Origin of the sequence: Neisseria sp. KEM232 (assembly GCF_002237445.1) — a bacterium.
Classification (GTDB): Bacteria; Pseudomonadota; Gammaproteobacteria; order Burkholderiales; family Neisseriaceae; genus Neisseria.
Window position 1 is genome coordinate 1,626,217 of the sequence record NZ_CP022527.1, and the last position, 26,259, is coordinate 1,652,475.

At 59.0% G+C, this 26,259-nt stretch carries 30 protein-coding genes, 1 tRNA gene and 2 pseudogenes; 7 read left to right on the forward strand and 26 right to left on the reverse strand.

Translation table 11 applies throughout. The features are described from left to right. Positions 1-73: 73 nt before the first annotated feature. The 9 genes from orn to CGZ77_RS08080 all read right to left on the reverse strand — a co-directional run bounded on the left by orn (position 74) and on the right by CGZ77_RS08080 (position 7,804). Positions 74-631 carry an oligoribonuclease gene (gene orn / locus CGZ77_RS08045; protein ID WP_036496338.1) on the reverse strand — a complete coding sequence of 186 codons (558 nt, stop codon included), beginning with the start codon at positions 629-631 and terminating at the stop codon, positions 74-76. A gap of 175 nt (positions 632-806) precedes the next feature. Further along, the gene (locus tag CGZ77_RS08050) at positions 807-1,139 is read right to left on the reverse strand and encodes a hypothetical protein (RefSeq protein WP_009426612.1); all 333 of its coding nucleotides are present in this window, start codon (positions 1,137-1,139) and stop codon (positions 807-809) included. 143 nt (positions 1,140-1,282) lie between these two features. Continuing rightward, a complete protein-coding gene (locus CGZ77_RS08055; protein WP_198344888.1) occupies positions 1,283-1,678 on the reverse strand; it encodes a hypothetical protein in 396 nt (131 codons plus the stop codon). Beyond that, entirely contained in the window at positions 1,635-2,129 is a 495-nt protein-coding gene (locus CGZ77_RS12285) for a hypothetical protein (protein WP_198344875.1), read from the reverse strand. The genes CGZ77_RS08055 and CGZ77_RS12285 overlap by 44 nt, the downstream gene beginning before the upstream one ends. Positions 2,130-2,167: 38 nt before the next feature. Then, complete coding sequence (rodA, locus tag CGZ77_RS08060; RefSeq protein WP_009425326.1) at positions 2,168-3,283, reverse strand: rod shape-determining protein RodA; 1,116 nt, start codon at positions 3,281-3,283, stop codon at positions 2,168-2,170. Beyond that, a complete protein-coding gene (mrdA, locus tag CGZ77_RS08065) occupies positions 3,280-5,370 on the reverse strand; it encodes a penicillin-binding protein 2 (RefSeq protein ID WP_009425327.1) in 2,091 nt (696 codons plus the stop codon). The genes rodA and mrdA overlap by 4 nt, the downstream gene beginning before the upstream one ends. Continuing rightward, entirely contained in the window at positions 5,367-5,867 is a 501-nt protein-coding gene (mreD, locus tag CGZ77_RS08070; protein WP_009425328.1) for a rod shape-determining protein MreD, read from the reverse strand. Before mreD ends, mrdA begins: the two co-directional genes overlap by 4 nt. Next, entirely contained in the window at positions 5,864-6,739 is an 876-nt protein-coding gene (gene mreC / locus CGZ77_RS08075; protein WP_009425329.1) for a rod shape-determining protein MreC, read from the reverse strand. Before mreC ends, mreD begins: the two co-directional genes overlap by 4 nt. A 21-nt stretch (positions 6,740-6,760) precedes the next feature. Continuing rightward, complete coding sequence (locus CGZ77_RS08080; RefSeq protein ID WP_094031100.1) at positions 6,761-7,804, reverse strand: rod shape-determining protein; 1,044 nt, start codon at positions 7,802-7,804, stop codon at positions 6,761-6,763. Between the two features lie 241 nt (positions 7,805-8,045). On the opposite strand from CGZ77_RS08080, the gene gatC reads away from it, so the two are divergent. From gatC to CGZ77_RS08100, 4 genes are all read left to right on the forward strand, one after another. Further along, complete coding sequence (gene gatC / locus CGZ77_RS08085) at positions 8,046-8,336, forward strand: Asp-tRNA(Asn)/Glu-tRNA(Gln) amidotransferase subunit GatC (protein WP_009425332.1); 291 nt, start codon at positions 8,046-8,048, stop codon at positions 8,334-8,336. A 130-nt stretch (positions 8,337-8,466) separates the two neighbouring features. Beyond that, entirely contained in the window at positions 8,467-9,918 is a 1,452-nt protein-coding gene (gene gatA, locus CGZ77_RS08090; protein ID WP_009425334.1) for an Asp-tRNA(Asn)/Glu-tRNA(Gln) amidotransferase subunit GatA, read from the forward strand. A gap of 76 nt (positions 9,919-9,994) precedes the next feature. After that, on the forward strand, positions 9,995-10,894 hold the full coding sequence (locus CGZ77_RS08095; protein WP_009425335.1) for a DUF535 family protein: 900 nt from the start codon (positions 9,995-9,997) through the stop codon (positions 10,892-10,894). Between the two features lie 373 nt (positions 10,895-11,267). Beyond that, positions 11,268-11,900 carry a trimeric intracellular cation channel family protein gene (locus CGZ77_RS08100; protein WP_009425338.1) on the forward strand — a complete coding sequence of 211 codons (633 nt, stop codon included), beginning with the start codon at positions 11,268-11,270 and terminating at the stop codon, positions 11,898-11,900. A gap of 493 nt (positions 11,901-12,393) precedes the next feature. Here CGZ77_RS08100 and CGZ77_RS08105 read toward each other — a convergent pair whose 3' ends face one another. The 17 genes and pseudogenes from CGZ77_RS08105 to CGZ77_RS08185 all read right to left on the reverse strand — a co-directional run bounded on the left by CGZ77_RS08105 (position 12,394) and on the right by CGZ77_RS08185 (position 22,850). Beyond that, positions 12,394-12,741, reverse strand: a complete 348-nt coding sequence (locus CGZ77_RS08105; RefSeq protein WP_036495555.1) for a hypothetical protein — start codon at positions 12,739-12,741, stop codon at positions 12,394-12,396. 157 nt (positions 12,742-12,898) lie between these two features. Beyond that, entirely contained in the window at positions 12,899-13,210 is a 312-nt protein-coding gene (locus tag CGZ77_RS08110) for a DNA-binding transcriptional regulator (protein ID WP_009425341.1), read from the reverse strand. Next, positions 13,207-13,575, reverse strand: coding sequence for a type II toxin-antitoxin system RelE/ParE family toxin (locus tag CGZ77_RS08115; protein ID WP_009425342.1), 369 nt, complete (start codon positions 13,573-13,575; stop codon positions 13,207-13,209). Before CGZ77_RS08115 ends, CGZ77_RS08110 begins: the two co-directional genes overlap by 4 nt. 168 nt (positions 13,576-13,743) lie before the next feature. Then, positions 13,744-15,477, reverse strand: coding sequence for a DUF927 domain-containing protein (locus tag CGZ77_RS08120; protein WP_232504831.1), 1,734 nt, complete (start codon positions 15,475-15,477; stop codon positions 13,744-13,746). Positions 15,478-15,489: 12 nt separating this feature from the next. Beyond that, positions 15,490-16,554 carry a toprim domain-containing protein gene (locus tag CGZ77_RS08125; protein ID WP_009424860.1) on the reverse strand — a complete coding sequence of 355 codons (1,065 nt, stop codon included), beginning with the start codon at positions 16,552-16,554 and terminating at the stop codon, positions 15,490-15,492. Beyond that, on the reverse strand, positions 16,551-16,805 hold the full coding sequence (locus CGZ77_RS08130) for a hypothetical protein (protein ID WP_009424861.1): 255 nt from the start codon (positions 16,803-16,805) through the stop codon (positions 16,551-16,553). The genes CGZ77_RS08125 and CGZ77_RS08130 overlap by 4 nt, the downstream gene beginning before the upstream one ends. A 149-nt stretch (positions 16,806-16,954) precedes the next feature. Beyond that, a complete protein-coding gene (locus CGZ77_RS08135) occupies positions 16,955-17,227 on the reverse strand; it encodes a hypothetical protein (RefSeq protein WP_009424862.1) in 273 nt (90 codons plus the stop codon). Positions 17,228-17,504: 277 nt separating this feature from the next. Further along, positions 17,505-18,173 (reverse strand): KilA-N domain-containing protein, encoded by a 669-nt coding sequence (locus CGZ77_RS08140; protein ID WP_009424864.1) that lies wholly within the window; start codon positions 18,171-18,173, stop codon positions 17,505-17,507. Next, a pseudogene (locus CGZ77_RS12795) lies at positions 18,170-18,573 on the reverse strand (hypothetical protein). The gene CGZ77_RS08140 and the pseudogene CGZ77_RS12795 overlap by 4 nt, the downstream one beginning before the upstream one ends. Then, a complete protein-coding gene (locus CGZ77_RS08150) occupies positions 18,570-18,881 on the reverse strand; it encodes a hypothetical protein (protein ID WP_009424866.1) in 312 nt (103 codons plus the stop codon). The pseudogene CGZ77_RS12795 and the gene CGZ77_RS08150 overlap by 4 nt, the downstream one beginning before the upstream one ends. Before the next feature lie 41 nt (positions 18,882-18,922). Then, a complete protein-coding gene (locus CGZ77_RS08155) occupies positions 18,923-19,207 on the reverse strand; it encodes a helix-turn-helix domain-containing protein (RefSeq protein ID WP_009424867.1) in 285 nt (94 codons plus the stop codon). Then, positions 19,204-19,422 (reverse strand): AlpA family transcriptional regulator, encoded by a 219-nt coding sequence (locus CGZ77_RS08160; RefSeq protein ID WP_094031101.1) that lies wholly within the window; start codon positions 19,420-19,422, stop codon positions 19,204-19,206. Before CGZ77_RS08160 ends, CGZ77_RS08155 begins: the two co-directional genes overlap by 4 nt. A gap of 120 nt (positions 19,423-19,542) precedes the next feature. After that, positions 19,543-20,346, reverse strand: a complete 804-nt coding sequence (locus CGZ77_RS08165; protein ID WP_009424869.1) for a hypothetical protein — start codon at positions 20,344-20,346, stop codon at positions 19,543-19,545. A 184-nt stretch (positions 20,347-20,530) separates the two neighbouring features. Next, the gene (locus tag CGZ77_RS08170; protein ID WP_009424870.1) at positions 20,531-20,944 is read right to left on the reverse strand and encodes a type II toxin-antitoxin system VapC family toxin; all 414 of its coding nucleotides are present in this window, start codon (positions 20,942-20,944) and stop codon (positions 20,531-20,533) included. After that, the gene (locus CGZ77_RS08175) at positions 20,944-21,198 is read right to left on the reverse strand and encodes a type II toxin-antitoxin system prevent-host-death family antitoxin (protein ID WP_009424871.1); all 255 of its coding nucleotides are present in this window, start codon (positions 21,196-21,198) and stop codon (positions 20,944-20,946) included. Before CGZ77_RS08175 ends, CGZ77_RS08170 begins: the two co-directional genes overlap by 1 nt. A 512-nt stretch (positions 21,199-21,710) precedes the next feature. Then, a pseudogene (locus tag CGZ77_RS08180) lies at positions 21,711-22,558 on the reverse strand (tyrosine-type recombinase/integrase). A gap of 207 nt (positions 22,559-22,765) precedes the next feature. Next, positions 22,766-22,850: transfer RNA gene (locus CGZ77_RS08185), tRNA-Leu, on the reverse strand. A 194-nt stretch (positions 22,851-23,044) separates the two neighbouring features. Between CGZ77_RS08185 and CGZ77_RS08190 the strand changes: the two genes are divergently transcribed. From CGZ77_RS08190 to CGZ77_RS08200, 3 genes are all read left to right on the forward strand, one after another. Then, a complete protein-coding gene (locus CGZ77_RS08190) occupies positions 23,045-23,698 on the forward strand; it encodes a GAF domain-containing protein (protein WP_094031102.1) in 654 nt (217 codons plus the stop codon). After that, positions 23,691-24,275 (forward strand): GTP cyclohydrolase II, encoded by a 585-nt coding sequence (gene ribA / locus CGZ77_RS08195; RefSeq protein WP_009426701.1) that lies wholly within the window; start codon positions 23,691-23,693, stop codon positions 24,273-24,275. Before CGZ77_RS08190 ends, ribA begins: the two co-directional genes overlap by 8 nt. 495 nt (positions 24,276-24,770) lie before the next feature. Beyond that, positions 24,771-26,249, forward strand: a complete 1,479-nt coding sequence (locus tag CGZ77_RS08200; RefSeq protein WP_036496400.1) for a YdiU family protein — start codon at positions 24,771-24,773, stop codon at positions 26,247-26,249. Positions 26,250-26,259: the final 10 nt, after the last annotated feature.

Consider the following 26,259-nt stretch of genomic DNA (forward strand, 5'->3'; position numbering starts at 1 on the left):
GCGGCGCGAACCGCACAAAGGCCGTCTGAAAAACCTGCTTCGCAGGTTTTTCAGACGGCCTTTTCAGACGGCCTCAATCCCGCGTCGGCAGCGCTAAAAAATGGTCGCGGTAGTAGCGCATTTCTTCGATGCTCTCGAGAATGTCGTCCAGCGCTTTGTGCGAGCCGCGTTTGACCACGCCTTTGGCGACGGCAGGGTGCCAGCGTTTGGCCAGTTCTTTGAGGGTAGAGACGTCGAGATTGCGGTAGTGGAAATAGGCTTCGAGGCGCGGCATGTATTTCTGCATGAACCGGCGGTCTTGGTGCACCGAGTTGCCGCACATCGGCGAGGCTTTTTCGGGTATCCAGGCGGCGATGAAGTCGAGCAGTTTTTGTTCGACTTCGGCTTCGGTGAGCTGCGATTGGCGCACGCGCTCGGTGAGGCCGGTGCGGCCGTGGGTGGCGGTGTTCCATTCGTCCATGGCGTTGAGAATCTCGTCGCTTTGGTGGATGACGTACACTTCGGATTGCGCCAATACGTTCAAATCGCTGTCGGTGATGATGACGGCGACTTCGATGATGCGCTCTTTTTCGGGGTCGAGCCCGGTCATTTCCATGTCGAGCCAGCAGAGGTTGTTTGCGTTTCGGGTCATTTCAGACGGCCTTCGGTCAGTGAAAAAAACGGGCGGCATTATAGCGGAGGCGGAGGACAAGAGGCCTTCTGAAAAGAGGCCGTCTGAAAAAAGTTCAGACGGCCTTTAATTGCGTTAAAGCTGTGCTTTCAGACGGCCTGTGCGCATTTTGCGGCGGGCGTTCCGTCTGCCTGTTTCAATCTGCCTGTTGCGGGGGCAGGGCGGTGAAGCCGAGTTGTTCGGCGCGGCCGCGGTCGGCGGCGGGGATGGTGTAGACGTTGATGCTGCCGGTTGCGCCGCCGCAGACGGCGGGGAAGGCGACGCCCCGCATTTGGTCTTTGCGCTCGGCGTATACGGGGATGCCATCGAGCAGGCGGCGCATTTGCCGTGTGTCTATACCGCCGCCTTGGCATTGGCGGGATTCGTCGGAGCGGTAGACTTCTATGGTGCCGTTTTCAGACGGCCTGCCGCTTGTGGCGCAGGCGGCGCAGAGGAGGGCGGACAGTAGGACGGAAAGGGCGGGTTTCACGATGGTTTTTCCTTTTTCGGAGGGACGGTTTCGGCTGTGTCGGTAATCGGCGTTTTGGCGGCAGCCGTGTCGAAAACGCCAAACGGGTTTTCAGACGGCCTGTCGGCGGAGGCCGTCTGAAAACGCGGTTAGTGCTTGTTTTGTTAATCGCTTTGCGCCAGATAGTCGAGGATGTCGCGGCGGAAAGCGGATTTTTTGCCGAGGCCGGACAGTTTTTCGTGCAGGAGGGCGCGGATTGTGTCGGAGCGGTAGCCGCGTTCGGCAATGGCGAACAATGCCCATGATGCGTTGCCGCGCGTGCCTGCAGCCAGTTGTTTGAGCAGGAAGCTTTCGATGTACGGCCGCTGCGGCAGGTAGGCGGCGGCAAAAATCAGGGGAAAAATAAGGGCGGCGGCGGGGGCGGCAAAGTATGGGCGGACGGCGTTTTCAAAGCGGGCGTAGTCGGACGGGCTGAAGATTTGCCTTCTGAACAGATGGGTTAGGGCGCGTTGACATTCAGCTTGCGAAGCGGTTTTTTGAGGAAAAATTCGCGCCTGCAAGGAAAAAAGCGCAGCAAGATTGAATATCTTGCGAGCATTTTTGACGCGGCAGGCGTGGATTTTTACCAAAAATACCGCCGCAAGGCTGATTGTCAACGCGCCCTAGAGCAATCAGGCTTTCGGCTTTGACGGTGGTTTTTTCGCCGCTTTGCAGGATGGCGGCGAGGGTGCCGCCGATTTTGCCGGTTTGCGCCGGTGTCAGGGCGGTTTGCATTTGGCCAGTGACGAAAACGGCAGCGGCTCTGGTTTTGGCGTATTGGCCGTCCAGCAGCCGGTATACGGTATCTTCGATTTGCGCGTAGGGGAGGTGTTGCAGGGCGCGGGCGGCGGCGTAGCGGAGGGTAAGGCCGGTGGCGGGGTCGGCAATCAGACCGGCCAGCTGCGCGGCGTTTTGCCCGCGGCACAGCAGGTAGGCTTGGTGTTCTTCGTCTTGCTGCCGTTGTCTGTCCATGGTTGTGCTTTCCGTTTCGGAGGCCGTCTGAAAGGGTTTCAGACGGCCTTTTTGTCTTTTTTCTGGTTGGCGATGCCCATCAGGAGGGCGAGTATGGTCATGATGGAGAGGGTGGCGGTGCCTCCGTAGCTGACGAGGGGGAGGGGGACGCCGACGACGGGGAGGATGCCGCTGACCATGCCCATGTTGACGAAGGCGTAGCAAAAGAAGGTCATGGTGAGGGCGCCGGCGAGGGTGCGGCTGTACAGGTTGGGGGCTTGTGCGGCGATGTAGAGGCCGCGCGCGAGGATGATGAGGTAGACGGCCAGGAGCAGGAGGTTGCCGATGAGACCGAATTCTTCGCCGTATACGGCGAAGATGAAGTCGGTGGTGGATTCGGGGATGTAGTCGAGGTGGGTTTGCGTGCCGTTGAGCCAGCCTTTGCCCCACACGCCTCCCGAGCCGATGGCGATCATGGATTGGATGATGTGGTAGCCGTCGCCCAGCGGGTCTTTGGTGGGGTCGAGCAGGGTGAGGACACGGGTTTTCTGGTAGTCGTGCATGACGTAGTTCCACATCAGGGGCAGGGCGGCGACGGCGGCAACGAGGGCGGCAAGGATGACTTTCCAGGGCAGGCCGGCGAAGAAGACGACGAAGAGGCCGGAAGCCATGATGAGGGTGGCGGTGCCCAGGTCGGGTTGTTTCAAAATCAGGAAAACGGGGACGATGACGATGATCAGGGCGGTAAGGTAGTGGTGCCAGCGCAGGTTGCCGGCGTTGCGTTGCAGATACCAGGCAACCATCATGGGCAGGGCGATTTTCATGATTTCGGAGGGCTGGATGCGGACGCCGAGGTTGAGCCAGCGGGTTGAGCCGTTGACGGTGACGCCGAAGAAGTGGACACCGACGAGCATGAGCACGCCGAGCAGGTAGGCGGGCAGGGCGAATTTGGCGAGGGTTTGCGGTTTGGTGCGGGCGATGAGCCAGATGAGGGCGAAACCGATGACGGTGTGCATGGTTTTGCTTTCTAGGCGGCCGATGTCCTGCCCGTCGGCGGAGTAGAGCAAAAAGAGGCTCATGACGTAGATGATGAGCATGGCGTAAAACAGCCAGGGGTCGATGGGCTGCCAGATGAGGCGTTTGGCCTTGGCGATGATGTTTTCGTTCGGGTTCATGGCTTGGGCTCGGAGGCGGCGGGGGCGGGGAGGCCGTCTGAAACGGGTGCGGAGGCGGGTGTCTGCGCGGCTTCGGGCTGTGCGGCGCGGAAGGCGCGGGTAACGGGGTTTTCAGACGGCCTCCGTACTGCGCCGCCGGCCAGCAGGGGGTTGGCAACGGTGGTTTTGCCGCTGTTGTCGACGGGGATTTCGCGGTCGCCGCCGGCTTTGAGGGTGAGCAGGTAGTAGTCGGACAGGGCGCGGGCCAGCGGGGCGGCGTTCGCGCCCCAGCCGCCGTTTTCGAGGATGACGGCGATGGCGATTTTGGGTTTGTCCAGCGGGGCGAAGGCGATGAACCAGGCGTGGTCGCGGTGCTGCACGGCGAGGGCGGCGGCGTTGTAGGATTTGCCTTGGGCGATCTGCACGACTTGGGCGGTGCCGGTTTTGCCGCCCATGCTGTATTTGAGCCCCGCGCCGACTTTGCGGGCGGTGCCGCCCGGTTGCAGCACTTTGGCCATGGCGGCTTTGATGTAGTTGAAGTGTGCCTGTTTGAAGGGCAGGGTGCGGACGGGTTTGGGGTCGATGAGGGTGATTTGCTGTTTGTTGTGGTCGAGCAGTTCTTTGACGAGGTGGGGGCGGTATACCGTGCCGTTGTTGGCAAGGGTGGCGGTGGCGTGCGCCATTTGCAGGGGGGTGTAGGCGTTGTAGCCCTGGCCGATGCTGATGGGCACCATTTCGGCGACGTTCCATTTGCGCCGCGCGGGGGGGAGTTTGGCGAAGCGTTTTTCCTTCCATTCGGGCGAGGGTAGTACGCCTCTGTATTCGTGCGGCAGGTCGATGCCGGTTTGTTGGCCGAGGCCGAACTGGGACAGGTAGGGGTGGGCTTTTTCGATGCCCAGCTCGAAGCCGAGGCGGTAGAAGAAGGTGTCGGAGGAGACCTGTATCGCTTTCATCAGGTTGGCCGAGCCGTGGCCGCTGCGTACGGAGTCGCGGAACATGTGTTTGGTGCCGGGGATGCTCCAAGCGCCGGGGGCGGGGACGACGGTGCCGGGGCCGATTTTGCCGCTTTCGAGCAGGGTCATGCCCATGAAGGGTTTGAAGGTGGAACCGGGCGGGTAGAGACCCTGGGTTACGCGGTTGATCATCGGCTTTTGCCAGTCTTCGTTGAGGGCTTTCCAGCTTTCGCTGTCGATGCCGTCGATAAAGAGGTTGGGGTCGAAGGAGGGGTTGGAGACGAAGGCGATGACGCCGCCGGTTTGCGGGTCGATGGCGACCATCGCGCCGCGTTTGCCTTTCATCAGGCGCATGGCGTACTGCTGCAAACGGATGTCCATCGCCAGTTTCAGCGTCTGGCCGTTTTGCGGCGGCACGGTTTTGATGGTGCGGATGATGTTGCCGTAGGCGTCTTTTTCCACTTCGCGGTAGCCGGGGATGCCCAGCAGCTGGCGCTCGTAATAGCTTTCGAGGCCGGATTTGCCGATGTGGGTGCTGCCGCGGTAGAGCGGGGTGAGCTTTTCTTCGGCCAGCCGCGCCTGGTCTTTGTCGCTGATGCGGCCGATGTAGCCGAGAAAGTGGGCGGTTTGTTCGCCGTAGGGGTATTCGCGGAAGGTGCGGGCGTTGATTTCGACTCCGGGCAGGGTGTAGAGGCGGGCGGCGATGCGCGAGGCTTCGTCGGGCGTGAGTTTGAGTTTCAGCGGGATTTTTTCGTAGGAGCGGAATTCGCTGCGGAATTTTTTGAAGCGCTTGAGATCGGTTTCGCTGATGTCGGCCATGGTTTTTAAGACGGCCACGGTGTCGTCGAGTTTGCCTTCGATGCGGTTGGGGACGATTTCCAGCGAGTAGGCGGGGTAGTTGTGTGCCAAAACCACGCCGTTGGCATCGACGATTTCGCCGCGTATCGGCGGCGTGGGAATCAGGGAGATGCGGTTGGAGGCGGCCTGGGCGGTGAATTCGCCGTGCTTTTGCACCTGCAGGTAGGCAAAACGCGCCGCCAGCGCGCCGAAAAGCAGCACGATGAAGGCGAATGCGGCGAACAGGCGGATGCGGAAGTCGCGCTGTACGGCGGCGGCATCGTTGCGGGCGGCGGGATAGGGGCGGAAGATCTTCATCGGCGGCGGGAGAAATGCAGAAGTGCCAGCATCAGTTTGTTGAGCATCGGCCAGGCCAGTGCGCCGACGACGGGGGCGAGCAGGCCGGGCAGGCCGGTGAGGCGGTGGTCGGCAATCAGATGCAGGAGGATGAGGACGATGTGGCTGCCTGCCAGTGCCAGCAGCACGGCGACGGACTGGAAGGCATAGCTTTGCAGGACGATGAAGCGCTGGTATTTTTGGATGAAGAATACCATCAGGATGTAGGCCAGCGCGTGGCGGCCGAGCGGCGCGGCGATGCCGATGTCGATCAGCAGGCCGCAGACAAAGGCGGTGACGATGCCGACGGACTGCGGGCGGTTGAGCGCCCAGTAGAGCAGGGTGAGGGCGGTGGCTTCCGGCAGCCAGAAGGAGAGGTGTGCGGGAAAGGGAATCAGGTCAAACAAGAGCGAGACGGCAAAGGTCGCGCCGATCAGGCGTTTGGGAATCCGGTTGTAGAAATCGTCGAAATCGGTCATGGGCGGGGGGCGGATGCCGCCGCTTCGGAGGCCGTCTGAACACTCAGGGGCTCGGTTTGCGGCAGAACCAGTACGTATTTGCTGCTGCGCACGGCGGCGGGAACGGACAGCGCGGCGCGGTAATAGGGTGTGCCTGAGGAGCGCTCGGCGCTTTCCACTTTGGCTACGGGAATGCCGGCCGGATAAACGGAATCAAGGCCGGAGGTGACCAGAAGGTCGCCCGCCTGCAAATCGGCGTCAACGGGAAAATAGCGCAGGGAAACACGGTTGCCGTCGCCGTAGACCAGGCTGCGTACGCCGGTACGCTCAACTGTGACGGGAACGACCGATTGGGCGTGGGTGAGCAGGGTCAGTTCGGCGCCGAACGGGTGCACGGCGGTGAGCTGGCCGATCAGGCCGTTTTGGTCGACCACCGCATCGCCCGCCTGCAAACCGTCGCTGCTGCCTTTGTTGATAACCAGCTTGTCGGCAAGCGGATTTTTGCCGTTGGACACCACTTCCGCCGCCGTGCCGTTTCCCAATGCGGCGTTTTTCAGGCCGTTGATCCGTCGCAGCTCCGCCAGCTCGCGCCGTTCGGCGCCGCTTTGCCGCAGCATGGCGGACAGGCGCATGTTTTCCGTTTGCAGGCGGCTGTTGGCGGCAATCAGCGACTGCTGCGAGTGCAGGAAAGTGCTGCCGTATTCGTACAGTTCGACCGGTTTGTCGGCCAGCCACTGCAAAGGTTTGAGCGCGGTGGAAAGATAGGATTTGAGCTGCTGCACGGCGGCGTAGCGGCCGTCCAAAACCATCAGCGCAATGCTGGCAATCGACAAGATAACCAGCCGGTTGACGGGGCGGTTGCGGTTGCGTGTGAAGCTCAGGGATTTGGACATGGCGCCGGCGCAGTTTCGGGTTTAGGGGTTGGCGACGAAGATGGAATTCAGACGGCCTACCAGATCAAGGGCGCGGCCGGTGCCGCGGGCGACGCAGGTGAGCGGGTCTTCGGCAATCATCACCGGCAGGCCGGTTTCTTCGGCCAGCAGTCTGTCCAAACCTTTGAGCAGCGCGCCGCCGCCGGTGAGCACCAGGCCGCGTTCGGCGATGTCGGCGCCCAGCTCGGGCGGGGTTTGTTCCAGTGCGGTTTTTACCGATTGGACGATTTGGTTGACCGGCTCGGTAATCGCTTCGAGCACTTCGTTGGAAGAGATAGTAAAGGAGCGCGGGATGCCCTCGGCGACGTTGTGGCCTTTGACTTCGATCTCCTTCACCTCCATGCCGGGGAAGGCCGTGCCGATGTCTTTTTTGATGCTTTCGGCGGTGGCCTCGCCGATTAACATGCCGTAGTTGCGGCGCACATAATTGATGATGGCTTCGTCGAAAGCGTCGCCGCCGACGCGCACAGAGTGTGAGTACACCACACCGGAGAGCGACATTACGCCCACTTCGGTGGTGCCGCCGCCGATGTCCACCACCATTGAGCCGGTCGGCTCTTCGATGGGCAGACCCGCGCCGATGGCTGCGGCCATCGGTTCTTCAATCAGATAAACCGCCGATGCGCCCGCCGCTTCGGCCGAGTCGCGGATGGCTTTGCGCTCTACCTGCGTCGAGCCGCAGGGTACGCAGATAACGATGCGCGGCGTGGCGGCAAAGCGGCTGTGCGTCACTTTTTTGATGAAGTGTTTGAGCATTTTTTCGGTGACGGTAAAGTCGGCGATCACGCCGTCTTTCATCGGACGGATAGCTTGGATGCTGCCGGGTGTGCGGCCGAGCATTTTTTTCGCGTCCGTGCCGACTGCCAGCACCGCGCTGCGGCCGGTGTTCGGGTCGATCTGCATCGCCACCACGGAAGGCTCGTCCAGAACAATGCCTTTGCCTTTGGTGTAGATCAGCGTGTTGGCCGTGCCCAGGTCGATGGCCAGATCGTTGGAGAAATAACGGGTGATGAAACGGGGAAACATAGGGGTTCCTGCAATGGTAAACGGAGGGTGTCGATACGTTTTCAGACGGCCTGAATCCGGCGGCTGTTTACATTTGGTTTGTGAAGCGGGTTGTAAACAGCATCTTGCGGTGAGGCCGTCTGAACGGGGGAAATTAGTTATTCCGGCAGCGCGTTTCGGTTATAATCCGCGCCGCTTGGTGGAAAGCGCGCTATGATACCCTAAATTGTCAATATTGCTAATTATCTTTAAGGAAATTTTCATGTCCCTGAGCCTGTCCGATGTAGAGAAAATCGCCCGCCTGTCGCGGCTGAGTCTGGACGAAAACGAAAAACAGCAGATGCTCGGCGATCTGAACGGCATCTTCGATCTGGTCGGAAAAATGCAGGCCGTCGATACCGAAGGCGTCGAACCCATGACCCACCCGCACGACCTCGCCCTGCGCCTGCGCGACGATAAAGTTACCGAAACCGACCGCGCCGCCGAATACCAAACCTGTGCGCCCGAGGTGCGAAACCGTCTCTACATCGTGCCGCAGGTTATCGAAGAATAAGCGTTCAGACGGCCTCATGCCTGACTTGAAGGCCGTCTGAAAATATCACATCAGCTTGGCGCGCCCTGTTTCCATTATTTTTCAGCAACACAGATTGCAGGCCGTCTGAACCGCATTTCCCGGAAAAAACATGACCCCCTACACCCTCAAACAAGCCTCCGAATTATTACAGTCCAAACAAATTTCCGCCGTCGAACTGGCGGGCGAATACCTGAAAGCCATCGCCGCGCACAACACCGCCATCAACGGCTACATCACGCTTGACGAAGAAAAAACTCTCGCCGAAGCCCGCGCCGCCGATGCGCGCATTGCCGCAGGCAATGCCACCGCGCTTACCGGCGTACCCGTCGCCTACAAAGACATCTTCTGCCAAACCGGCTGGCGCAGCGCCTGTGCCAGCAAAATGCTTGATAACTTTATCTCACCCTACACCGCCACAGTGGTGCAAAACCTGCTCGACCAAGGCATGGTTACGCTCGGCCGCACCAATATGGACGAATTTGCCATGGGTTCGGCCAACGAAAATTCCTACTACGGCGCAACCCGCAACCCGTGGAACACCGCCCATGTGCCCGGCGGCTCGTCCGGCGGCTCGGCAGCCGTGATTGCCGCCCGCCTTGCCCCCGCCAGCTTAGGCTCCGACACCGGCGGCTCCATCCGCCAGCCCGCCTCCCATTGCGGCATTACCGGCTTGAAACCCACCTACGGCACCGTTTCCCGCTTCGGCATGATTGCCTACGCCTCCAGTCTCGACCAGGCCGGCCCGATGGCGCAAACCGCCGAAGACTGCGCCATCCTGCTCAACGCCATGGCAGGCTTTGACGAACGCGATTCCACCAGCCTCGAACGCGAAAACGAAGACTACACCCGCGACCTAAACCGCCCGCTCAAAGGCCTGAAAATCGGCCTGCCCAAAGAATACTTCGGCGACGGCTGCGAAGCAGACGTCAAAACCGCCCTGCAAAACACCATCGACCTGCTGCGCGGCATGGGCGCGGAAACAGTAGAAGTGTCCCTGCCGCAAACCGCCCTGTCCATCCCCGCCTATTACGTGCTCGCCTCCGCCGAAGCCAGCACCAATCTCTCGCGCTACGACGGCGTGCGCTACGGCCACCGCGCCGCCGAGTTTGCCAATCTCGAAGAAATGTACGCCAACACCCGCGCCGAAGGCTTCGGCAGCGAAGTCAAACGCCGCATCATGATCGGCACTTATGTACTGAGCCACGGCTACTACGATGCCTACTACATCAAAGCGCAAAAACTGCGCCGCCTCGTCGCCAACGACTTTCAGACGGCCTTTGCCGGCTGCGACCTTATCTTAGGCCCCACCGCCCCCAGCTCCGCCCCACAAATCGGCAGCCACGGCGGCGACCCCGTACAAGCCTACCTTTCCGACATCTACACCATCGCCGTCAACCTCGCCGGCCTGCCCGCCCTCAGCCTGCCCGCCGGTTTCTGCCGCAACGGCCTGCCCATCGGCGTACAGCTTATCGGCAACCACTTTTCCGAAGCCCGCCTGCTCAACGCCGCCCACCAAATCCAATTGGTAAGCGACTGGCACAGCAAAGTGCCGAAGCTGTAAAAGCGCAGGCAAAAGGCCGTCTGAAAACCCAAAACAGGCTTTCAGACGGCCTCATTAATCCAAACCCAACCCGATCATGTCCAAAGTGTTCACTTTCCCCGACTACCGCGCCGTGTACAACTTCGCGCCCAAATACCGCACGCAGCATTTCAAATACGCCCTGCGCATGCTGCTGCACCGCCGCCAAATCCGCGCGCTGGAAGCCTTTGTCAACAGCCGTCCCGATTATCAGGCATTGTTTGCCAAGCGGCCGCAGGATGCTTACCCGCTGGTGCACGCCTTTATCGACAAGCGTTTTAATGCCGACGGTCGGCTGGCGGCCATGCGGCACGACATCGCCGCCGCCTGCCGCCTGTTTCCCGAACCTATGCTGGCCAAGCTCGACAATATCGGTACCGACATTCCCCTCGTCCGCATTTCAGACGGCCTCTTGCTGGTGCTCAACCGCAACGGCATCTGCGCCGATGAGGGCCTTTGGGCGGTAACGCTCACCGACGGCGCAGGCAGCCGCCTCTATAACGCCACCTTTGCCCTGCTGCCAGAAGGTCTGGTGGCCGCTTCGGTGCAGGGGCCGGCGGGCGACGAAGCCAAAGACACCGTGCGCCGCCTCACCAAGCAGCTTCACGGCCTGCGCCCGCAGGGGCTCATAAGCTCCGCCCTGCAATACCTCGCCGCCGCGCTCGGCCTGCCTGCGTTGGGCATCGCTCACGACCACCAAGTCAAATTGCGCTGGAAACTGAAAAAACGCGTGAAAATGAACTACGACCACTTCTGGCAGGAAAGCGGCGCAATATTGGGCGACGACGGCTACTGGCACCTGCCCGCCGCGCCGCAGCGCAAACAAATGGACGAAATCGAAAGCAAAAAACGCTCGATGTACCGCAAACGTTACCAAATGCTCGATCAGACCGAAGCCGAAATACAGGCGTTTTTCAGACGGCCTCAAAACAATCAGGCAGACGGAAAGGCCGTCTGAAAAAAAACCGTCAAGCCATTCAAAAAAGGAAGAAAACATGACCCGCGCCCTGCGCCGCATCATATCGAACGGTTAAAAAACAAACGCCGCCGCGACTTTCACTTTGCAGGCATACCGCTTGGCGCACACGTTGCCACGCCTGCCCGCTGCTCCTGTTGGATGTGCGGCAACCCGCGCCGCTTTTACGGCAACGGCCGCGCCGCATTAACCGTTCAGCAGCTTCGCCAAGCTGAGTCAGCGGCGCAAAATGAGGAAGATTTTTTCTTGGCAGCCTGAACACAAATACAACAAACCAAAGGCCGTCTGAAAGATACCAAACCTTTCAGACGGCCTCCCGTCAATCCCATAACCCGTCTTACCACACATCAAAACCATGACTCCCACCGATCTTATCAATATCACCGGTACCGCCGCCTTCGCCATCTCGGGCTACCTCGTCGGCTACGGCAAGCGGCTGGACGTACTTGGCGTTGTGATTACCGCGCTTTTGACCGCTGTGGGCGGCGGCATGATGCGCGACGCGCTGGTCGGCCATATTCCGCAGGTGTTTTTGCGTACCGACGCGCTGATTGTGGTGTTTGCCGCGCTGGCCGCCGCCTGGCTGTTCCGTCTCGAACGCCACCGCCGTGCCGCGCTGAACGCCGCCTTTATCGTCGCCGACTCCATCGGCCTGGCCGCGTTCAGCATCACCGGCGCACAAGCCGGCGTGGCTTTGCATCTGAACATGTTCGGCGTGGTGGTGCTCGCTTTCGTTACCGCCGTCGGCGGCGGTATAGCCCGCGATATTCTGGTGAATAAAGTGCCGATGGTTCTTCGCTCCGACCTTTATGGTAGTGTCGCCATCCTAATCGGCATACTGGTTTACCTGCTCGCCCAGGCAGGCTGGATTAATGTGCTGACCCTTAACGCGCTCTTTATCGGCGGCTGCCTGCTGCGGCTGACGGCCTACCGTTTCCACTGGCAGCTGCCCGGTTTCCAAAACCGCCGCGGCGCGGCAAGTAGTTAGGCCAACCAAGGTTTTATGTATCAGGCGTTTGGTTTACGGCATTAGATGGCGTTAGACGTAAAAAAACGGGTTGATGGAGAGACTAGAATTATGTTCATAATTAATTGATTTTTAAAAGTCAAAAAATCATCTGTAACCAAAATACCCCCAAAAATACCCCCATTTTGCAAAGGTCAGACATTTTTAGGGGGATTTGCTGCCCCCGCTTTTGGCGGTTTGCCCGCTTGCCGGATTTTTGACTACTGGGCAGGTTTTGGCAAGGCAGCCTGAAAAAAACATATATATAAACGCAAAATGCAAAATTTAGTGGGTATGTGGGTATTAACATTGTTAGTTAATGTTTCTACTGTGAAAAGTGCATACCCACTTACATAAATTTACGGGGTATGCAATGGGTAGGTGGGTATGCGGGTATCTTAAATTGTTGATTTTAAATTCATACCCACCATACCCACCGCATACCCACGTTAAGATAGGCCAGTGGGTATGGTTTTTATATTTTAAATAAATAACTTAAACCATTCATACCCACCATACCCACTAAAAACGCGTTTTTCTCGCGCGTATAGCGTTTTTGAAATTCAACAATCGGCGCGTTTTTCGCCTGATTGTTTCCTGTTTGTTGATGATTGGGCAGGCGGGTTTGGCCGTCCGAATCGGTCGGCGGCGGTTTCCTGACGCACAGATGCCCCGCTTTATGGCCGTGCAGGGCGGCAAATTCCGCCTGTTTGGGGTGCGGGTAAGGGGTAGCCGTCTGAAAGGGGAAAGGCGCAGATTTGGCCGTTTGGGGGCGATCGGCGGGTTTGGCCGTCTGAATAAAGTAGGTTTTTGTAGGTTGCAAAAAAAGCCGCTTTGCTTGGCGGCTGGTGTTTTTTTGGCTGCTTTTCTTTGGGCGGTATCTTGAATTTGGCGGGGCGGTTTTCTTGAATGGTGGCAAAAAGCCGCCTTTGCGGCGGCTTGGTGTTTGGGGCAAATCGGCGGCTGCCCGGGCGGGCTGCCTACATGATGGCTTCAATGCCTTTGTTTTTTACCAGTGTCAGCAGCTTTAAGGCCGCGCCGCTGGGTTTCTTGATGCCCCGCTCCCAGTCGGAAACTTGGTTTTTCCCTACGTTCAGATGAATGGCAAAGGCGGCCTGTGTCAGGTCTTCATGTTCGCGGATGGCGCGGATTTGTTCGCCTGTCAGCGGTTCGGCTTTGGTCAGGCACGATTTGTCAAAACGCCTCATTTGCGTATCGCCGATTACGCCCGCTTGGTGCAGGCCTTGCGCGGTGTCGTGTATGGCTGCGAAAACTTCGCTTTTGTATTTCATGGTTCTATCTCCGTTAGTGTGCTGTTTTCAATGGCTGCCGCTATCTGCGTATCGGTCATTGCAAGCATGATTTCGGCGGCGGCTTTTAATTCGGCCAGTTCTTCGCGGCTGATGTTTGCGCGGTTGTTCTTGGCAAATGCCAGCATGAAGAAGGCTTTGTCGCCCTTTCTGAAAATAATCAGACTCCGATAACCGCCGTTTCTACCCTGTCCTTTTCGGGCTATGCGCTGCTTGATTACGCCGCCGCCCAAATCGGCGTCTATCAGGCCGTTATCTGCCCTTTCGGCGGCTTCGCGCAAGTCTGCGTCTGTAATTCCTTGTTTGGCGGCAAATCGGGTTATGTATCTGTTTTTGAATATCCGCATGCTGTTCTTTCTGTAATGCTGGGCATTATATCGGCGTTGTCTGTTTCCGTCTAATCCGATGCATTGCCGTGTATTCGGGCGGTAAAAAACACAGGGGCGGGAATGGGGCGGCTGTTAGTTTTTGTTATTGTCGCAAAAAAGCCACCATGCGGCGGCTGTTGCGGTTTTTCAGACGGCCTTTACTCTTGGCTGTCGGAATCGGGCGGCTCTGCGCCAAGTAGGACGTAGAAGCGGCCTTTGCTGAATTTTTTGAATTGCCAGCGTTTGCCGTCGGACGGCTTGGACAGCCACCCGATGCCGTGCAGTACGGTGCAGGCTTTTTTTGGTGTCTTTGCCCTGTAGGATTTCGCCTTCAAACACGGCAGGAATAATCCAATATTCTGCTTTTTCGTTCGGCTCGCCTTCGCGTCTGTATCCTGCGTGATCGCGGTTGGTGTATTCGCTGTGCCAGTCGGCAAAGCGCATGCCGTGGGCGTGTTGCTGCATAAAGGCGGCCATGCTGCGGATGATTTGGCGGTCTTCATGCTTGCCTACGTCGTTGGCGGCAAACCAGTCTTCAAAGCATTGCTTGATGCCTGCGGTGCCGATGCCTGCGGCAAGGCCGGTGATTTCGGCGGACAATTCCAGCGCGGCAGCGGCAAGGGCAAAGCGGCGGGCAACGCGGGCGGCCTGGCCGTCTAAATCGGGCAGGGTGGAAAGAAAGGCGGCCTGTGCGGCGCGGACGGTATCGGCGCTTAAGGTCTGCAGCTTGGCTAACCATGCGCGGGCGGCGGTGCCGTGGTATTGCGCTGCGGCCTGTTGCAGGTGGTCGGACAGGGTGGCGCCGTTGGCAAAGCCGTGCAGGGTGTCGTAGATGCCGTAGCGGGCGGCAGCGGAGACGCTCGGCAGGCGGACGGCCTGCCCTGCTTCCCACGGCTCGCCTGCGCGTTCCATGTATGCCTGCATGGAATATTCGCCGGTGGAAAACAGCAGGATGAGCCATTCCTGATCGGGGCGGTTGCCGCCGTCTTTGGCGCCCTGTGCTTTGCTGGTGCCGTTGATTACGCTGTAGGCGGTTTTGCTGACGGTTTTGGGGCCGGCTTCGCCGATTTCGTCGAGAACAAGGAAACCGTCGTTGCGCTCAAGGGCAAAATTGGAAAATCCCAAATCGGTGCCGCGCCATGTTTTTTTCAGCGTCTGCGGCTGGCCCCATACCGAAAGGCCGACAAGGGCGGCGGTGGTTTTGCCGTCGGATGAGTCGCCGCAGATGTGGAAACCGCCGCCTGCTTCGTGCAGGATGTGCAGCAGCGGGGCGGACAGCGATGTGCCCAGCGCCAGCAGCAGGCGGCTGTTGCCTGCGGCATAGCGGGCGATGTTGTCCTGCCAGTCTTTCAGGCCGCCTGCTTCGGTGTAGGCTTGGCCGCCGGTGCCGTTGTAAATCACTTTTTCGCTTGTCTGGTTTACGATTTCGCCGTTTGGCAGAATGTAGGCGCTACCCTGCCAGCCTGCTTTGTCGGCCACGGTGTAGGGCGTGGTGGCGCCGCCGGTCTGCAGATAGTCGGCCAGCAGTTCGCGCTTGCGTCTGCCGCTTAGGATGGTGATTCCGCAGCCTTGCAGGCGCTGCCAGCTTTGCGGGGTGCCGATGTCGGCGCAGGCAAGGGCGGCGGTGCGCCGTGTGTGGGCGTCGCGCCAGCGGATGATGCGGTAGTGGCCGCCCGCCGCGTCGATGCCCCGCCCGATGATGTCGATTTGGTCGGACAGGCGCAGGGGCGGCTTTTCGATAATGCGGCCGTCTTTGTCGGTTTCGGTGTGGATGTAATACACGCCGCTGCTTTTGCACTCAAAGTAGGGGCGGGCGGCTACGGGTTCAAAGTCGGCGGCGGGATAGTTTGCTGCGGTTTGGGGCTGGTGTTGTGCGGTCATGGTGTTCTCCTTTCAGACGGCCTTTGCGGCCTGTTTGGCGTTCAGATCGTTCAGTGCGTCGAATCCTGCGGTTTCACTCTGCCAGATGCCGCCGCCGATGCCTGCGCGGGCGGCGCGGCGGGTCAGGGCTTCGGCGGCTTTGCGGCCTGTTCGGCTGTGGTCGTTGTCGGCGGCTATCAGCAGGGTTTGCGTTTCAGACGACCATTGCAGGGCGTGCAGGCCGTGGGCGGACAGGGCGGCAAGGGCGGGGATGCCGAAAAGCTGCCAAGCGGCAAGGGCGGTTTCTATGCCTTCGGCGGCGATGATGCGGCCTTGCGTATCGGGGCTGCCCAAATGCACGGCTGCGCCTGTGAATGCGCCCGCGTATCGGGCGGTCATTTTCTTGGCGGGCAACGGCTCGCCCGTATCGGGATGGATGCCCGCGAACTTGCAGAATCCGCCGCGCCTGTCGGCCTGTAAGTAGGTTTTGTGCAGCCCTTGCAATGTGCCGCATGGCGTTTTTACTGCGGCCAGCAGGGCGGGATACTGCCCGATGCAGACAGGGGCGGCGGTATGGCCGTCGGTGCAGCGCGTTACCCAATAGGGCAGGGATGGATGGCAACGCAAATCGCGGCTTTGGCCGATTAGGCCGTCTGAAAGGCCGCGCCCTTTGAGATACAGGGCGGCGGGCGTGCCGTCTATCGGGGCGGCGGCGTTGAAAAGGCGGATTAGTTCGGGCTGTTTGTCCCGCTCGGGTTTCGGTTCGGGGCTTTCAGGCTGCCTTGCGTTGGGCGGGTTTTCAGACGGCCTCTGCCCCATGCCAAGCAGTGCGGCCACTTGGCGGGCGGCTTCGGGAAATGTCCAACCATACACCAGCATGGGCAAATCAAAGCCGCTGCCGTGGCCGCATTGGTTGCAGATGTAGCCGCCGCTGCCCTTGTGGTCGGTGTAGCGGTAGCGGTCTGTTCCGCCGCAATGCGGGCAAGGCTGGTGTTTGCGGGTATTCAGCAGGCGGGCGGGAATGCTCAGCGCGGCATGGATGTCAGGCCAGCGGCCATGCGCGGCGGCTTTGAGGTCGGACAGGTCAAAGGCGGTCATTTGGCGGCCTCCGTGCGGGTTTCAGACGGCCTTTCATGCGTGCGTGCGGGCAGTTGTCCGCCCTGAAAGAAAAAGCGCGGCAGGGTTTGGCTGATACGGCTTTCCTGTACGGGGTTTTTTGCGGCACAGACGTCGATAGCGGCCTGCGCCAGCTCGCGGGATGGGAATGCGCCAAGCGATGCCCAAGCGTGGGTAAAGGCTTCGCCGGCGCGTGGTGTCGGATTGGGTAGGGATACGATGGCGATAAACATAGCTTGCCTTTCGGTGCGGCAAACCTGCCATAAGGCGCAGATGCGCGATAATGGCTCTGTATTGCGTTTTGGCGGGCTTGCCGGTGTAGGAATGGGTGTCCCGCCCTGCAAAACGCGCTGTGCGGCGCTTCACGGGGCGGGAATGGGGATTAGCTTTGTTGGTCGCCGATTTCGCAGATTTGGGCGGACAGCCATTGCCCGCCGATGTTGTCGGCTTCCGTGGCAAGATCGGCCAGCATGGCGATGTTTTGATGCACGCCTAAGCTGCTTCCCGTTTTGTTGAATGCTTGGAGATTGTCGGCAATGATGCCCGCATGGGTGGCAAAGTTGCCAAGCTGCAGCAGGGCGTTAGCAATTTGGCAGTAAAGCTCGTGCGGGATGGTGATGGTTTTTTCGGGGGATGTTTGGGTAGATGATTTCATGATGTTGTACCTTTTCGAGATTTGAGAATGCCCGTTAGGGGGCGGGTGCTCTCTCCGGCGTACAAACCGGCCTGCGCCTTACGGTTGGCAGACACCCGCACAGCTTGACGGCTCGCCCGATGGTTTCAGGCTGCCTTTTGACTGGATGCAGGAATTTTTTACACCGCGAACGGGCGCAAAAAAATCAGCTTTACCGCGCTGATTGCGGTGTACATTAGGAGAGAGAACCGCAATTCTGCTTCTCTGTATCGGTTTTGTCAATGCTGTGGGCAGCCTTTCAGGCTGCCTGAATGGCGCTTCTTTGCGGGGCGGCCATGGCAAACAGCACGGCTTTGCGCTCTTGGTAGGGCATGCCCTGCCCGATTAGGGCGGCGTTGCGGCCTACCAAGCGGGCAAGCAGGGCAAGGGCGGGTTTATCCAAGGTGTCGCGCTGCAAGGGGGCAAACTGCCCCGTCAGGGCGGCATTGCACAGCAGGGCTTCATTGCTGTAGTGGTGCGGCTTGGTGTCCTTGCCTTCGGCCTTGCGTGTTGCCTGCAGGATTTCGGCCATTACCTGCTGCCCGATGCTGCTTGCTTGGCGCGCGCCCTGCCAGTCTTTGCCGTCGCGTATCAGGGTTTCTATCTGCTCGTCGCACCAGATGGCAAAATCAACGTCGCACCAGCGGGCGAAAGCAACGGCCAGCTTCGGATGCAGCCACGTGCCTTGCTGCGTTAGGTCGTTGCCGCCTTTTCGGGTTTTTATGAAGTGAGATTTTCTCACTTCGGCTATTTGCCTTTTCTCGGCTTCGCGCTTGCACAATGCGGCGATGTAGCGATCTGTTTCAGGCAGCCTTAACCAGTCAATGGGGCGCTTGCCAAACAGGGCGGCGATTTCGGTAGCGTTAAACCACGCTTCGCGGCTGGCGTGCAGGGCAAGGCCGTTGTAATCGAGTGTCAGGGTATTCATGCGCTTTTCTTCGTTGCTGCCGGCTCGCTGAAAATATCAGCAAGGCCGCGCGTTTCCACTTTGACGGCCATGTTTGCGGACAAGTCCACGCGGTCGCCGTATTTCTTGGGGGCAAGGCGGGCGACCAGCCATTTGCGGGCGTCTATCCGCGCTTTGGCTTTGGCTACTGCGGCGGCTTCCGGCTCGCAGGCGTCGGCAATCTCGATGATTTCATCTGCCAGCATGTCGGCCTGTATCTCGCGCGCGCGTATCTCTCCGAAAATTCCGCACTTTCGGCAAGCCAGCGGTAAACGGTGGACTGCGCCGGCATGGATTTGCTGCGGCAGATTTGCGCCATGCTCTGCCCTGCGGCCAGCATTTCGCAGATGCGCCCGATAATGTTGGCTCTATCGGTCTTCATGGCTGCTTCTCCGTGTTTTCGGGGGTGGGGCCGATACCGCGTTTCTGCGCTTCCTGTGCCAGCAGGTTGAAAATCGCGCTGGGCGTTTTGCGCTTGGCTTCCAGTATCAGATAAACGGCTTCAGGATGCTGCGCCAACACTTGGGCAACAGCGGCCTTTGCCGCGTGCTTGCTGGGGAAGTAGCCTAATGGTGTAAAGGTGTAATTCAGGCTGCCGGCGCCGCTTGGCAGGGCGTAGGCGGCAAGGCAGGGTTTCGGGGCGGGCGGGGTGCGTTTTTCGGTTTGCATGGGCTTGACTTTCGATTGCATGGGGTTATTTTTCAAAAACGGGTCTGCATGGGATTGAAGTTTCAAACGGCCAGCGTGTAGATGCCGCGTTTGATGGTCTTGCCGTGCTTGTTCTTGGTTGGCTCCATGCGGCAGACAACGGGAAAGCCTGCCGCCCTGATTTCTTTGATGCGTGCGGTAAAGGCCATGATGCCCATCTGGGCGGCCTGATAGTGGGTAAAGCTCTGCCCGCTTTGCAGGATGGCCAGCAGCTCGGCGCATTGGCTGTTGGGTTTGAACGGGTTACAATGGCGGCTCGCTTTCTCTGCCGCGCCTGAAATGCCTTGTGTGTTTCGGGCGTTTTTCATTGGGCGGCCTCCCGTGTTGCGGCCAGCTCGGCCATGTAGGCGGCCACTTCGTCGGCAGGCCAGCGGGTGGCGTTGGCCGATACCTTGACGGGTTTGGGGAAGTTCGGGCGGTAGTGGCGGCTTTTCGGGTTATTCCAGTTCCAAATCGTCGAAGTGGAAACGCTGAAAGCCTGCGCAAGGCCGTTGGCGTCGATAAAGCTTGGTATGGTTTGCATAATCTGCCTTTCCGCCGTGTTGGGAGTGGTTGGATGATGGGCAAATTAAAAACCGCCCACTAGGGGCGGTCTATGCAGTAGCGCGCTGATTTCAGGAAATACCGCGCTGATTTCGGTAAATCAGCATGCTGATTTCTGTTTTTCCCATTGCGTTATCCATGAAGCGGCGGTTTTTTCCGTAGGTATATCGGGGGCGGGGATTTCCTGATTTGCCGCCATGCTTTGAATCTTGCGGATAGCGTCGGCCTTGCCGCCGCGCGGCTCCAAAATACGGGGATTTTTATCCAGCCATGCGAAAACAGCGGCAATTGTGCCGGCCTTTTCGTAGGGGCTTTGTTTAGCTTTGGCGGCGCGGCGGGCTTGCTCACGAACGGCTTGCTTCTCTATCTCTTGCATTGCCGCCATGTCGATAATCTCTTTCCGTCTAAGGACTGTTTGAAAATAATCGTCTTTCGTGTAAATCAGCAGCCAAAAGGCATTTAATGCAATCTCTTTTGCGTACCCTTTTAAAAAAAGCGTCCATTCGCGACGCGACAAAGGAAAATTTTCTCCGCAGGTATCGTCTATAATTTCGTCGTCGAAGCAGTCGATAACTTCGTTGATTTTTTCATACACCAACACGGCGCAAAGCTCGTAAAAGCTAGGGTCCTCAAATTTTTCTGCATCAATCCAGTCGAAGTCGTGTTTTGCAACGTAACAATCAAGCGCATCTAAGCGGTCAAATCTTCCCTCATAACTATCATCGGAATTTTCAGCTTCATAGGCTGCTATACAGTCATCAACAGCTCTTGCAATGTAGTCGATTTCTGCTTGGCTTCTATTTTTCCAAATGTGTCTAATTCCTGAAATCAACACAAAAATTTCAGGAATATCCGAACTTACGTTAAATGGGTCTTTTTCGATTTCCGCAAGCGGTCTCAACATTTTTCAGGCTGCCTTTACTCAATATTCTCAACAATCCAAGTCTGCAACAGCGGGCTGCCGACAATCAGGCGGCCTTGCGCGTCTGTGCTTAACCATTCCTTGCGCTTCATGCGCCCTGCCGGCGCTATTCGCAATTAGCCACGGGATGGCTAATTGTGGCTAACGGCTCGGGTGTTTTCATGCTTTACCCCAAAGGGTTGATCAGCCGCACGCCCGTGCGTTCAAAATCCGCAATGTTGCGGGTAACCAGTATCAAACGGTGCTGCTTGGCTGTTGCCGCTATCCATGCGTCGTTCTCCGGCGCCTTGTCGGGGATGTGCAGGGTGGCGCAAACGGCAGCGGTATCGGCGTCTGCGGGCAGGATGCGCCCCCCGAAAATCTCCTTTATCCCATCAAACCATGCCCGCAGCCTTGCGCCCTGCGCCTTGTCTTTGCGCTCCATGCCCAAAACGCCCCGCTCCAGCTCCATCAAAACAACGGCGCTAGTGTACAGGTTGTCTTGCCTCTGCCCTGCCAGCCATGCAGCTAAGCCCGCGTTTGCCGTGCCGCGCGGGATTTTCCGCATTTCGCTAATGATGTTGGTGTCCAGCAAATACATTAATCCAGCTCCACAGGGCGGCGCTGCGCGGTGCTGCGCGGTGGAATTTCCAGCTCTATATCTGCGGTATCGGGCAGGGCGGCAAGGACGTCCAGCATGCTTTGCGCTCGCCCCGTCAGTCGCAGATATTCCGCATGGCTCAACAAAACCAAATCAGGCCTGCCCCTGTTGGTTATCAGCACGGGGGCGGCATGGGCGGCTTTTTGCGCTTGGTTGGTGCGCTGGTTAAATTCCCTACTGCTGTAAATCTTCATGATGCAGCCTTTCTGTATTGATGTTTATACGGGATTATAACGCATTGGGTCGGATTGCACGGCATGGAATGAAAAATACCGGTGAAAATACGGATTTATCCGCAGTCCAGTGATAGCGAATAGCACAACTTGCAAAGGCGGTTCCGTTTGCTGGCGCTGTGCTGCGTTTCTAGGCGGGTTAAAGCGCTTGGGAATGGGGGTAAGTAGCCATCAAGGGTAAAACGCCAGCATTTCGCAATACAGGCGCATTTGTGAAAGTGTGGTTTTCAGGCAGCCTGAAGATTCATACCCACCATACCCACCATACCCACCGCATACCCACCAAAAAATCAGTTAGTGGGTATGGTTTTTATCTTTTAAATAAATAACTTAAACCAATCATACCCACATACCCACCAAAATCGCATTTTCTCGCGCGTATAGCGTTTTTTCAGGCTGGCAGAAAAAAACGCCGGTATTGCGGGCGCCGGCGCTTAAGTTTTACCAAGTTTTCATATGGATACAGCCTTGATTCATGTAGGCTTTTTGGCCTCTTCATAGTGCCGGCGCAGAAAATCCGCATACCACTGCATCATCTCCCGCCGCTCGTCCATGTAGTCGGAGCGGTTGTAGGCTGCCCTGATTCGGTTTTCGTCTATGTGGGAAAGCTGCCGTTCGATGGCGTCGAGGTTGTAACCCTGCTCGTTCAACACGCTGCTTGCAAGGCTGCGGAAGCCGTGGGGCGTGGCGATGCCCTTGTAGCCAAGCCGTTCCATGATGCGGGTTAGCGTCATGCAGAAAGCCTTTCAGGGCGCGGGCGGGGTTGCGGTCTGTGATTTCCAGCATGGCCGCATAGTCGTAAACCGCGCCGATCCAATCCCTGATTTTTTCTGCCGTGTTGATTGCCCCGCGTGCCAAGATGCGGCCTAGCAGGTCTTTGATGTCGGCCACTTTCAGGCCGTCTATCGGCTCGTTTCCGATGTGCGGGAAAACGTCTTTTTCAAAATAGGCCAGCAGGCGGGCGGCGTGGTTTGGCTTCCAGCGGTGCAGATTGTCGGCATGCCAGCGGCGGGCAAGGGCTTCAAACGTGTTTTGCAGCGCCGCCCGCCGCTCTGCTTTGTCCTGTTGTTTGGCGGCGGCGGGGTCAATGCCCTTAGCCAAGTCCGTCCGCGCCTGTTCGGCGGCTTGGCGGGCTTCCAGCAGGGAAACAGCGGGATATTTGCCGATGGTGAGTCTTCTCTTTCCCGTCGATACGGTACTTCAGCCGCCATAGCTTGCCGCCCGCAGGGGTAACGGCCAAATGCAGACCGCCGCCGTCTGCCAGTTTGTAGGGTTTGGCGGCGGGCTTGGTGTTCCTGATTTGGCGGTCGTTTAAGGGCATTTGGGGGGTATTTTGAGATACCCCCAAATATACCCCCTGAATTTGGTTGATTCAATCGGGCGGGATTGGACGGCGTTAGACAATTAAAGCGGGAAAATAGGAGGGGGAAATAGGCGCAAAGCCTTATGGGTCGGGCGTTTGGTTGATGGCGTTAGACGGCGTTAGACGTAAAAAAACAGCCCGAAGGATTGGGCTGTTTTTGTATGTTGGTGCGGATGGAGAGACTCGAACTCTCACGTTTCTCAACGCCAGAACCTAAATCTGGTGCGTCTACCAATTTCGCCACATCCGCATGAAACGAAGCGGCGGATTATACGGAAACAACGGGTTTTTGCAAGGGCGGCGCGGACGGCAATCGCGGCCATAGCGGGTGTCGGCTTGAAAATCCGGCAAAACGGATTATATTGGCCGACATTCGATACAGGCCGTCTGAACGGTTTCAGACGGCCTTTCTATTTATATTTGCTTGACGAGAAAGGTCGGACGATGTCGGACACATTGGTTCGGGATTACCTGCAAACGCAGGGTTTGCGGCTTTCTGCCGACGAGGTGCGCATGGCGCATCTGGCGGCGCAGGCGGTGGTAGGAATGGGGCAGGCGGAGATCGACCGCTCCGTGCTGTGGGGCGGCGTGGTGCCGTCGGACTATCTGCCGCAGGATGAAACCACGGAAAATTTGTTGAAACAGGTATTTATGGCGCTCGATTCCGCTTGGGATCGTTCGGGCGCGCGTTCGGCGGCGGTGTATCTGCGGCTGCGGGAAGCGGGCGTGCTGCTGGGTTTGGCGCGGCGCGGCGAAGCGGCGGAAGGGCTGCTGCCGCTGGACGAAGAAACCGGCTGGCGGCATCTGGCGAGCCGTTCGGCGCAGAGCGGCTGGCTGAATCTGGCCGACGATGTGGCGCGCTGGTTGGAATTTGACGAGCTGCGCGGCGCGGCGCATGCGGATTCGGGCAGCCAGATGGCCTTGCCGGTCACGCTGGAAAACGGCACGGTTTTGGGCGTGGTTTATGTCGAAGCGGCGGAGAAAAACGCTTTCGACGCGGCGGCGCAAACGGTATGGGTCGGCCTGACGCTGGCACTGGCCGAGCCTTTGCGGCAGCTCGCAGGCGAAGACGAAGCGCAGGAGGACGGCCATGGCTAAGCTGGCATTTGTCGCCTCCTGCCGCCTGCCGACCGAGTGGGGCGTGTTCGTCATGCACGGTTTTGAAGACGAAAACGGTCAGGAACACGTGGCACTGACGATGGGCGACGTTTCAGACGGCCTGCCCGTTCTGGCGCGCGTGCACTCCGAATGCCTGACCGGCGACGCGCTGTTTTCGCGCAAATGCGACTGCGGGCCGCAGTTGCAGGCGGCCATGCAGGCCGTGCAGCGCGAAGGGCGCGGCTGCATCGCCTATCTGCGGCAGGAAGGGCGCGGCATCGGCCTGATTAACAAAATCCGTGCCTACCGTTTGCAGGATGAGGGCATGGACACGGTGGAGGCCAACCTTGCCCTCGGCCTGCCCGTCGACGCCCGCGATTTCCGCCTCGCCCAACAGATTTTCGCCCATCTGGGCATCAAGGGCGTGCGCCTCTTAACCAATAATCCCGACAAGGTTCGGACGCTGCGCGAAGCGGGCATCAACGTTGCCGAACGCGTGCCGCTGCATGTGGGCGAAAATACGGAAAACGAGCGTTATCTGCAAACCAAGGCCGAGAAGCTGGGGCATTTGTTTTAAAAGACATGGGGCTTTGAGGCCGTCTGAAACCCCTTTTCCTGTTTTCAGACGGCCTTAAAGGCTGCACACGGAATCCTTTAAACAACAGAAAGAAAAACAAAATGGTCTCATTTTGCCGGTCTGCACCGTTTTCGTGCTGCACCTGCATACCTGTTTCAGCGAAGCGCAACATCTGAACCGCTGGCAGGGTTGGCAGGTTATTCTGATGTTTGCGCTGACGGGCACGCTGTTTATCTATAAGTGAAACAAAATAGAAAATCTACGGCGTTGCTGCGCCTTGCCGTATTACTCATACTGTCTTCGGCTTGCTGCCTTGTATCTTTCCTATTTTGTTTCACTATACTTCGTCAGCCGCACGGCTCTGCTCAAAGGCGCGGTGCAGCTTGTGCTGATAGCGGGCGGTATTGCTGTGTTGTTTGCCTGAATGGAGGCCGTCTGAAAGCACCACCGCAGCCTTTTCAGACGGCCTCAACATCCCCGCCCAAAGGAAAACCCATGTCCCACACCCTGCCGCTGCGTCCCCTGCCGCTGGCCGAACTGCCCGACGTGATGTATGCCGCCGTGCGTCCCGAGCCGTTGAACGAGCCCTATTGGGTGGCGACCAATCCCGACCTGCTGGCCGATTTCGGCCTGGCGGCGCAGGATTTTCAGACGGCCGCCAACCTTGCCTACCTGTCGGGCAGCGCCGACGGCTATTCCCCGCCGCCCGTCGCCACTGCCTACGCAGGCCACCAGTTCGGCGTCTACACCCCCAAACTCGGCGACGGCCGCGCCCTGCTGATCGGCGAAGCCAACGACCGCCACGGCCGCCTCTGGCAGTGGCAGCTCAAAGGTGCGGGCAAAACCCCGTATTCCCGCTTTGCCGACGGCCGCGCCGTGTTGCGTTCGAGCGTGCGCGAATACCTGTGTTCCGAAGCCATGCACGGCCTCGGCATCCCCACCACCCGCGCCCTCGCCCTGTGCGGCAGCGCCGACCCCGTCTACCGCGAACGGCAGGAAAACGCCGCCGTCCTCACCCGCCTCGCCCCCGACTTTCTGCGCTTCGGCCATTTCGAATACCTGTTTTACACCGGCCGCAGCGGAGGACTGCAACAGCTTGCCGACTACCTCATCCGCCGCCACTACCCCGACTGCACCGACGCCGCAAGCCCCTACGCCATCCTGTTGCAAACCATCATCCGCCGCACCGCCGACCTTGTCGCCGCCTGGCAGGGCGTCGGCTTCTGCCACGGCGTGATGAACACCGACAATATGTCCGTCCTCGGCCTCACCATCGACTACGGCCCCTTCGCCTTCCTCGACGCTTACGACCGCCGCCATGTCGCCAACCGCTCCGACAAAGCCGGACGCTACGCCTACCACGCCCAGCCCTACGCCGCCCACTGGAACGCCGCCGCCCTAGCTGCCTGCTTCGCCCCGCTGCTCGCAGGCGGCGAAAACGAAGCCGACGCGCTGGTGCAGCAGTGGCCGCAGCATTTTCAGACGGCCTATCTCGCCGTAATGCGGCGCAAACTCGGCCTACAAAACGGGCACGCGGGCGATGCCGCTTTGGCAGAAGACCTCTTCGCCGCCCTGCACGGCAAAGACATAGATTTCACACTTTTCTTCCGCCGCCTGTCCCTGCTGACCGAAGCGCACGCCGACGCCTTCCCCGAGCCGCTGCTCAACCTGTGCGGCGGCAGCCTGCCGCCCGACCTTGCCCTGTGGATCGGCCGCTACCGCCAACGCCTGCGCGCGGAAAACAGCCGCCGCGACGAACGCGCCACGCGCATGAACCGCGCCAACCCGCTCTACATCCTGCGCAACCATTTGGCGCAACAGGCCGTCGCGGCGGCGGAAGCGGGCGACTTCGCCCCCATCGAACGCCTGCGCCGCTGTCTGGCCAATCCTTACGACGAACAGCCCGAATTTGCCGACTTCGCCGAAGCCCCGCCCGCAGGCACGCCGCCGCCCGCCCTGTTCTGTTCGAGCTAACGTATGAGGC

Coding starts and splice junctions, on each gene's coding strand:
- orn (WP_036496338.1), bottom strand. CDS start 631: ATGACCCGAAACGCAAACAACCTCTGCTGGCTCGACATGGAAATGACC.
- CGZ77_RS12285 (WP_198344875.1), bottom strand. CDS start 2,129: ATGGACAGACAACGGCAGCAAGACGAAGAACACCAAGCCTACCTGCTG.
- rodA (WP_009425326.1), bottom strand. CDS start 3,283: ATGAACCCGAACGAAAACATCATCGCCAAGGCCAAACGCCTCATCTGG.
- mrdA (WP_009425327.1), bottom strand. CDS start 5,370: ATGAAGATCTTCCGCCCCTATCCCGCCGCCCGCAACGATGCCGCCGCC.
- mreD (WP_009425328.1), bottom strand. CDS start 5,867: ATGACCGATTTCGACGATTTCTACAACCGGATTCCCAAACGCCTGATC.
- mreC (WP_009425329.1), bottom strand. CDS start 6,739: ATGTCCAAATCCCTGAGCTTCACACGCAACCGCAACCGCCCCGTCAAC.
- CGZ77_RS08080 (WP_094031100.1), bottom strand. CDS start 7,804: ATGTTTCCCCGTTTCATCACCCGTTATTTCTCCAACGATCTGGCCATC.
- gatC (WP_009425332.1), top strand. CDS start 8,046: ATGTCCCTGAGCCTGTCCGATGTAGAGAAAATCGCCCGCCTGTCGCGG.
- gatA (WP_009425334.1), top strand. CDS start 8,467: ATGACCCCCTACACCCTCAAACAAGCCTCCGAATTATTACAGTCCAAA.
- CGZ77_RS08095 (WP_009425335.1), top strand. CDS start 9,995: ATGTCCAAAGTGTTCACTTTCCCCGACTACCGCGCCGTGTACAACTTC.
- CGZ77_RS08100 (WP_009425338.1), top strand. CDS start 11,268: ATGACTCCCACCGATCTTATCAATATCACCGGTACCGCCGCCTTCGCC.
- CGZ77_RS08110 (WP_009425341.1), bottom strand. CDS start 13,210: ATGAAATACAAAAGCGAAGTTTTCGCAGCCATACACGACACCGCGCAA.
- CGZ77_RS08115 (WP_009425342.1), bottom strand. CDS start 13,575: ATGCGGATATTCAAAAACAGATACATAACCCGATTTGCCGCCAAACAA.
- CGZ77_RS08120 (WP_232504831.1), bottom strand. CDS start 15,477: ATGACCGCACAACACCAGCCCCAAACCGCAGCAAACTATCCCGCCGCC.
- CGZ77_RS08125 (WP_009424860.1), bottom strand. CDS start 16,554: ATGACCGCCTTTGACCTGTCCGACCTCAAAGCCGCCGCGCATGGCCGC.
- CGZ77_RS08130 (WP_009424861.1), bottom strand. CDS start 16,805: ATGTTTATCGCCATCGTATCCCTACCCAATCCGACACCACGCGCCGGC.
- CGZ77_RS08135 (WP_009424862.1), bottom strand. CDS start 17,227: ATGAAATCATCTACCCAAACATCCCCCGAAAAAACCATCACCATCCCG.
- CGZ77_RS08140 (WP_009424864.1), bottom strand. CDS start 18,173: ATGAATACCCTGACACTCGATTACAACGGCCTTGCCCTGCACGCCAGC.
- CGZ77_RS08150 (WP_009424866.1), bottom strand. CDS start 18,881: ATGCAATCGAAAGTCAAGCCCATGCAAACCGAAAAACGCACCCCGCCC.
- CGZ77_RS08155 (WP_009424867.1), bottom strand. CDS start 19,207: ATGAAAAACGCCCGAAACACACAAGGCATTTCAGGCGCGGCAGAGAAA.
- CGZ77_RS08160 (WP_094031101.1), bottom strand. CDS start 19,422: ATGCAAACCATACCAAGCTTTATCGACGCCAACGGCCTTGCGCAGGCT.
- CGZ77_RS08165 (WP_009424869.1), bottom strand. CDS start 20,346: ATGTTGAGACCGCTTGCGGAAATCGAAAAAGACCCATTTAACGTAAGT.
- CGZ77_RS08170 (WP_009424870.1), bottom strand. CDS start 20,944: ATGTATTTGCTGGACACCAACATCATTAGCGAAATGCGGAAAATCCCG.
- CGZ77_RS08175 (WP_009424871.1), bottom strand. CDS start 21,198: ATGAAGATTTACAGCAGTAGGGAATTTAACCAGCGCACCAACCAAGCG.
- CGZ77_RS08190 (WP_094031102.1), top strand. CDS start 23,045: ATGTCGGACACATTGGTTCGGGATTACCTGCAAACGCAGGGTTTGCGG.
- ribA (WP_009426701.1), top strand. CDS start 23,691: ATGGCTAAGCTGGCATTTGTCGCCTCCTGCCGCCTGCCGACCGAGTGG.
- CGZ77_RS08200 (WP_036496400.1), top strand. CDS start 24,771: ATGTCCCACACCCTGCCGCTGCGTCCCCTGCCGCTGGCCGAACTGCCC.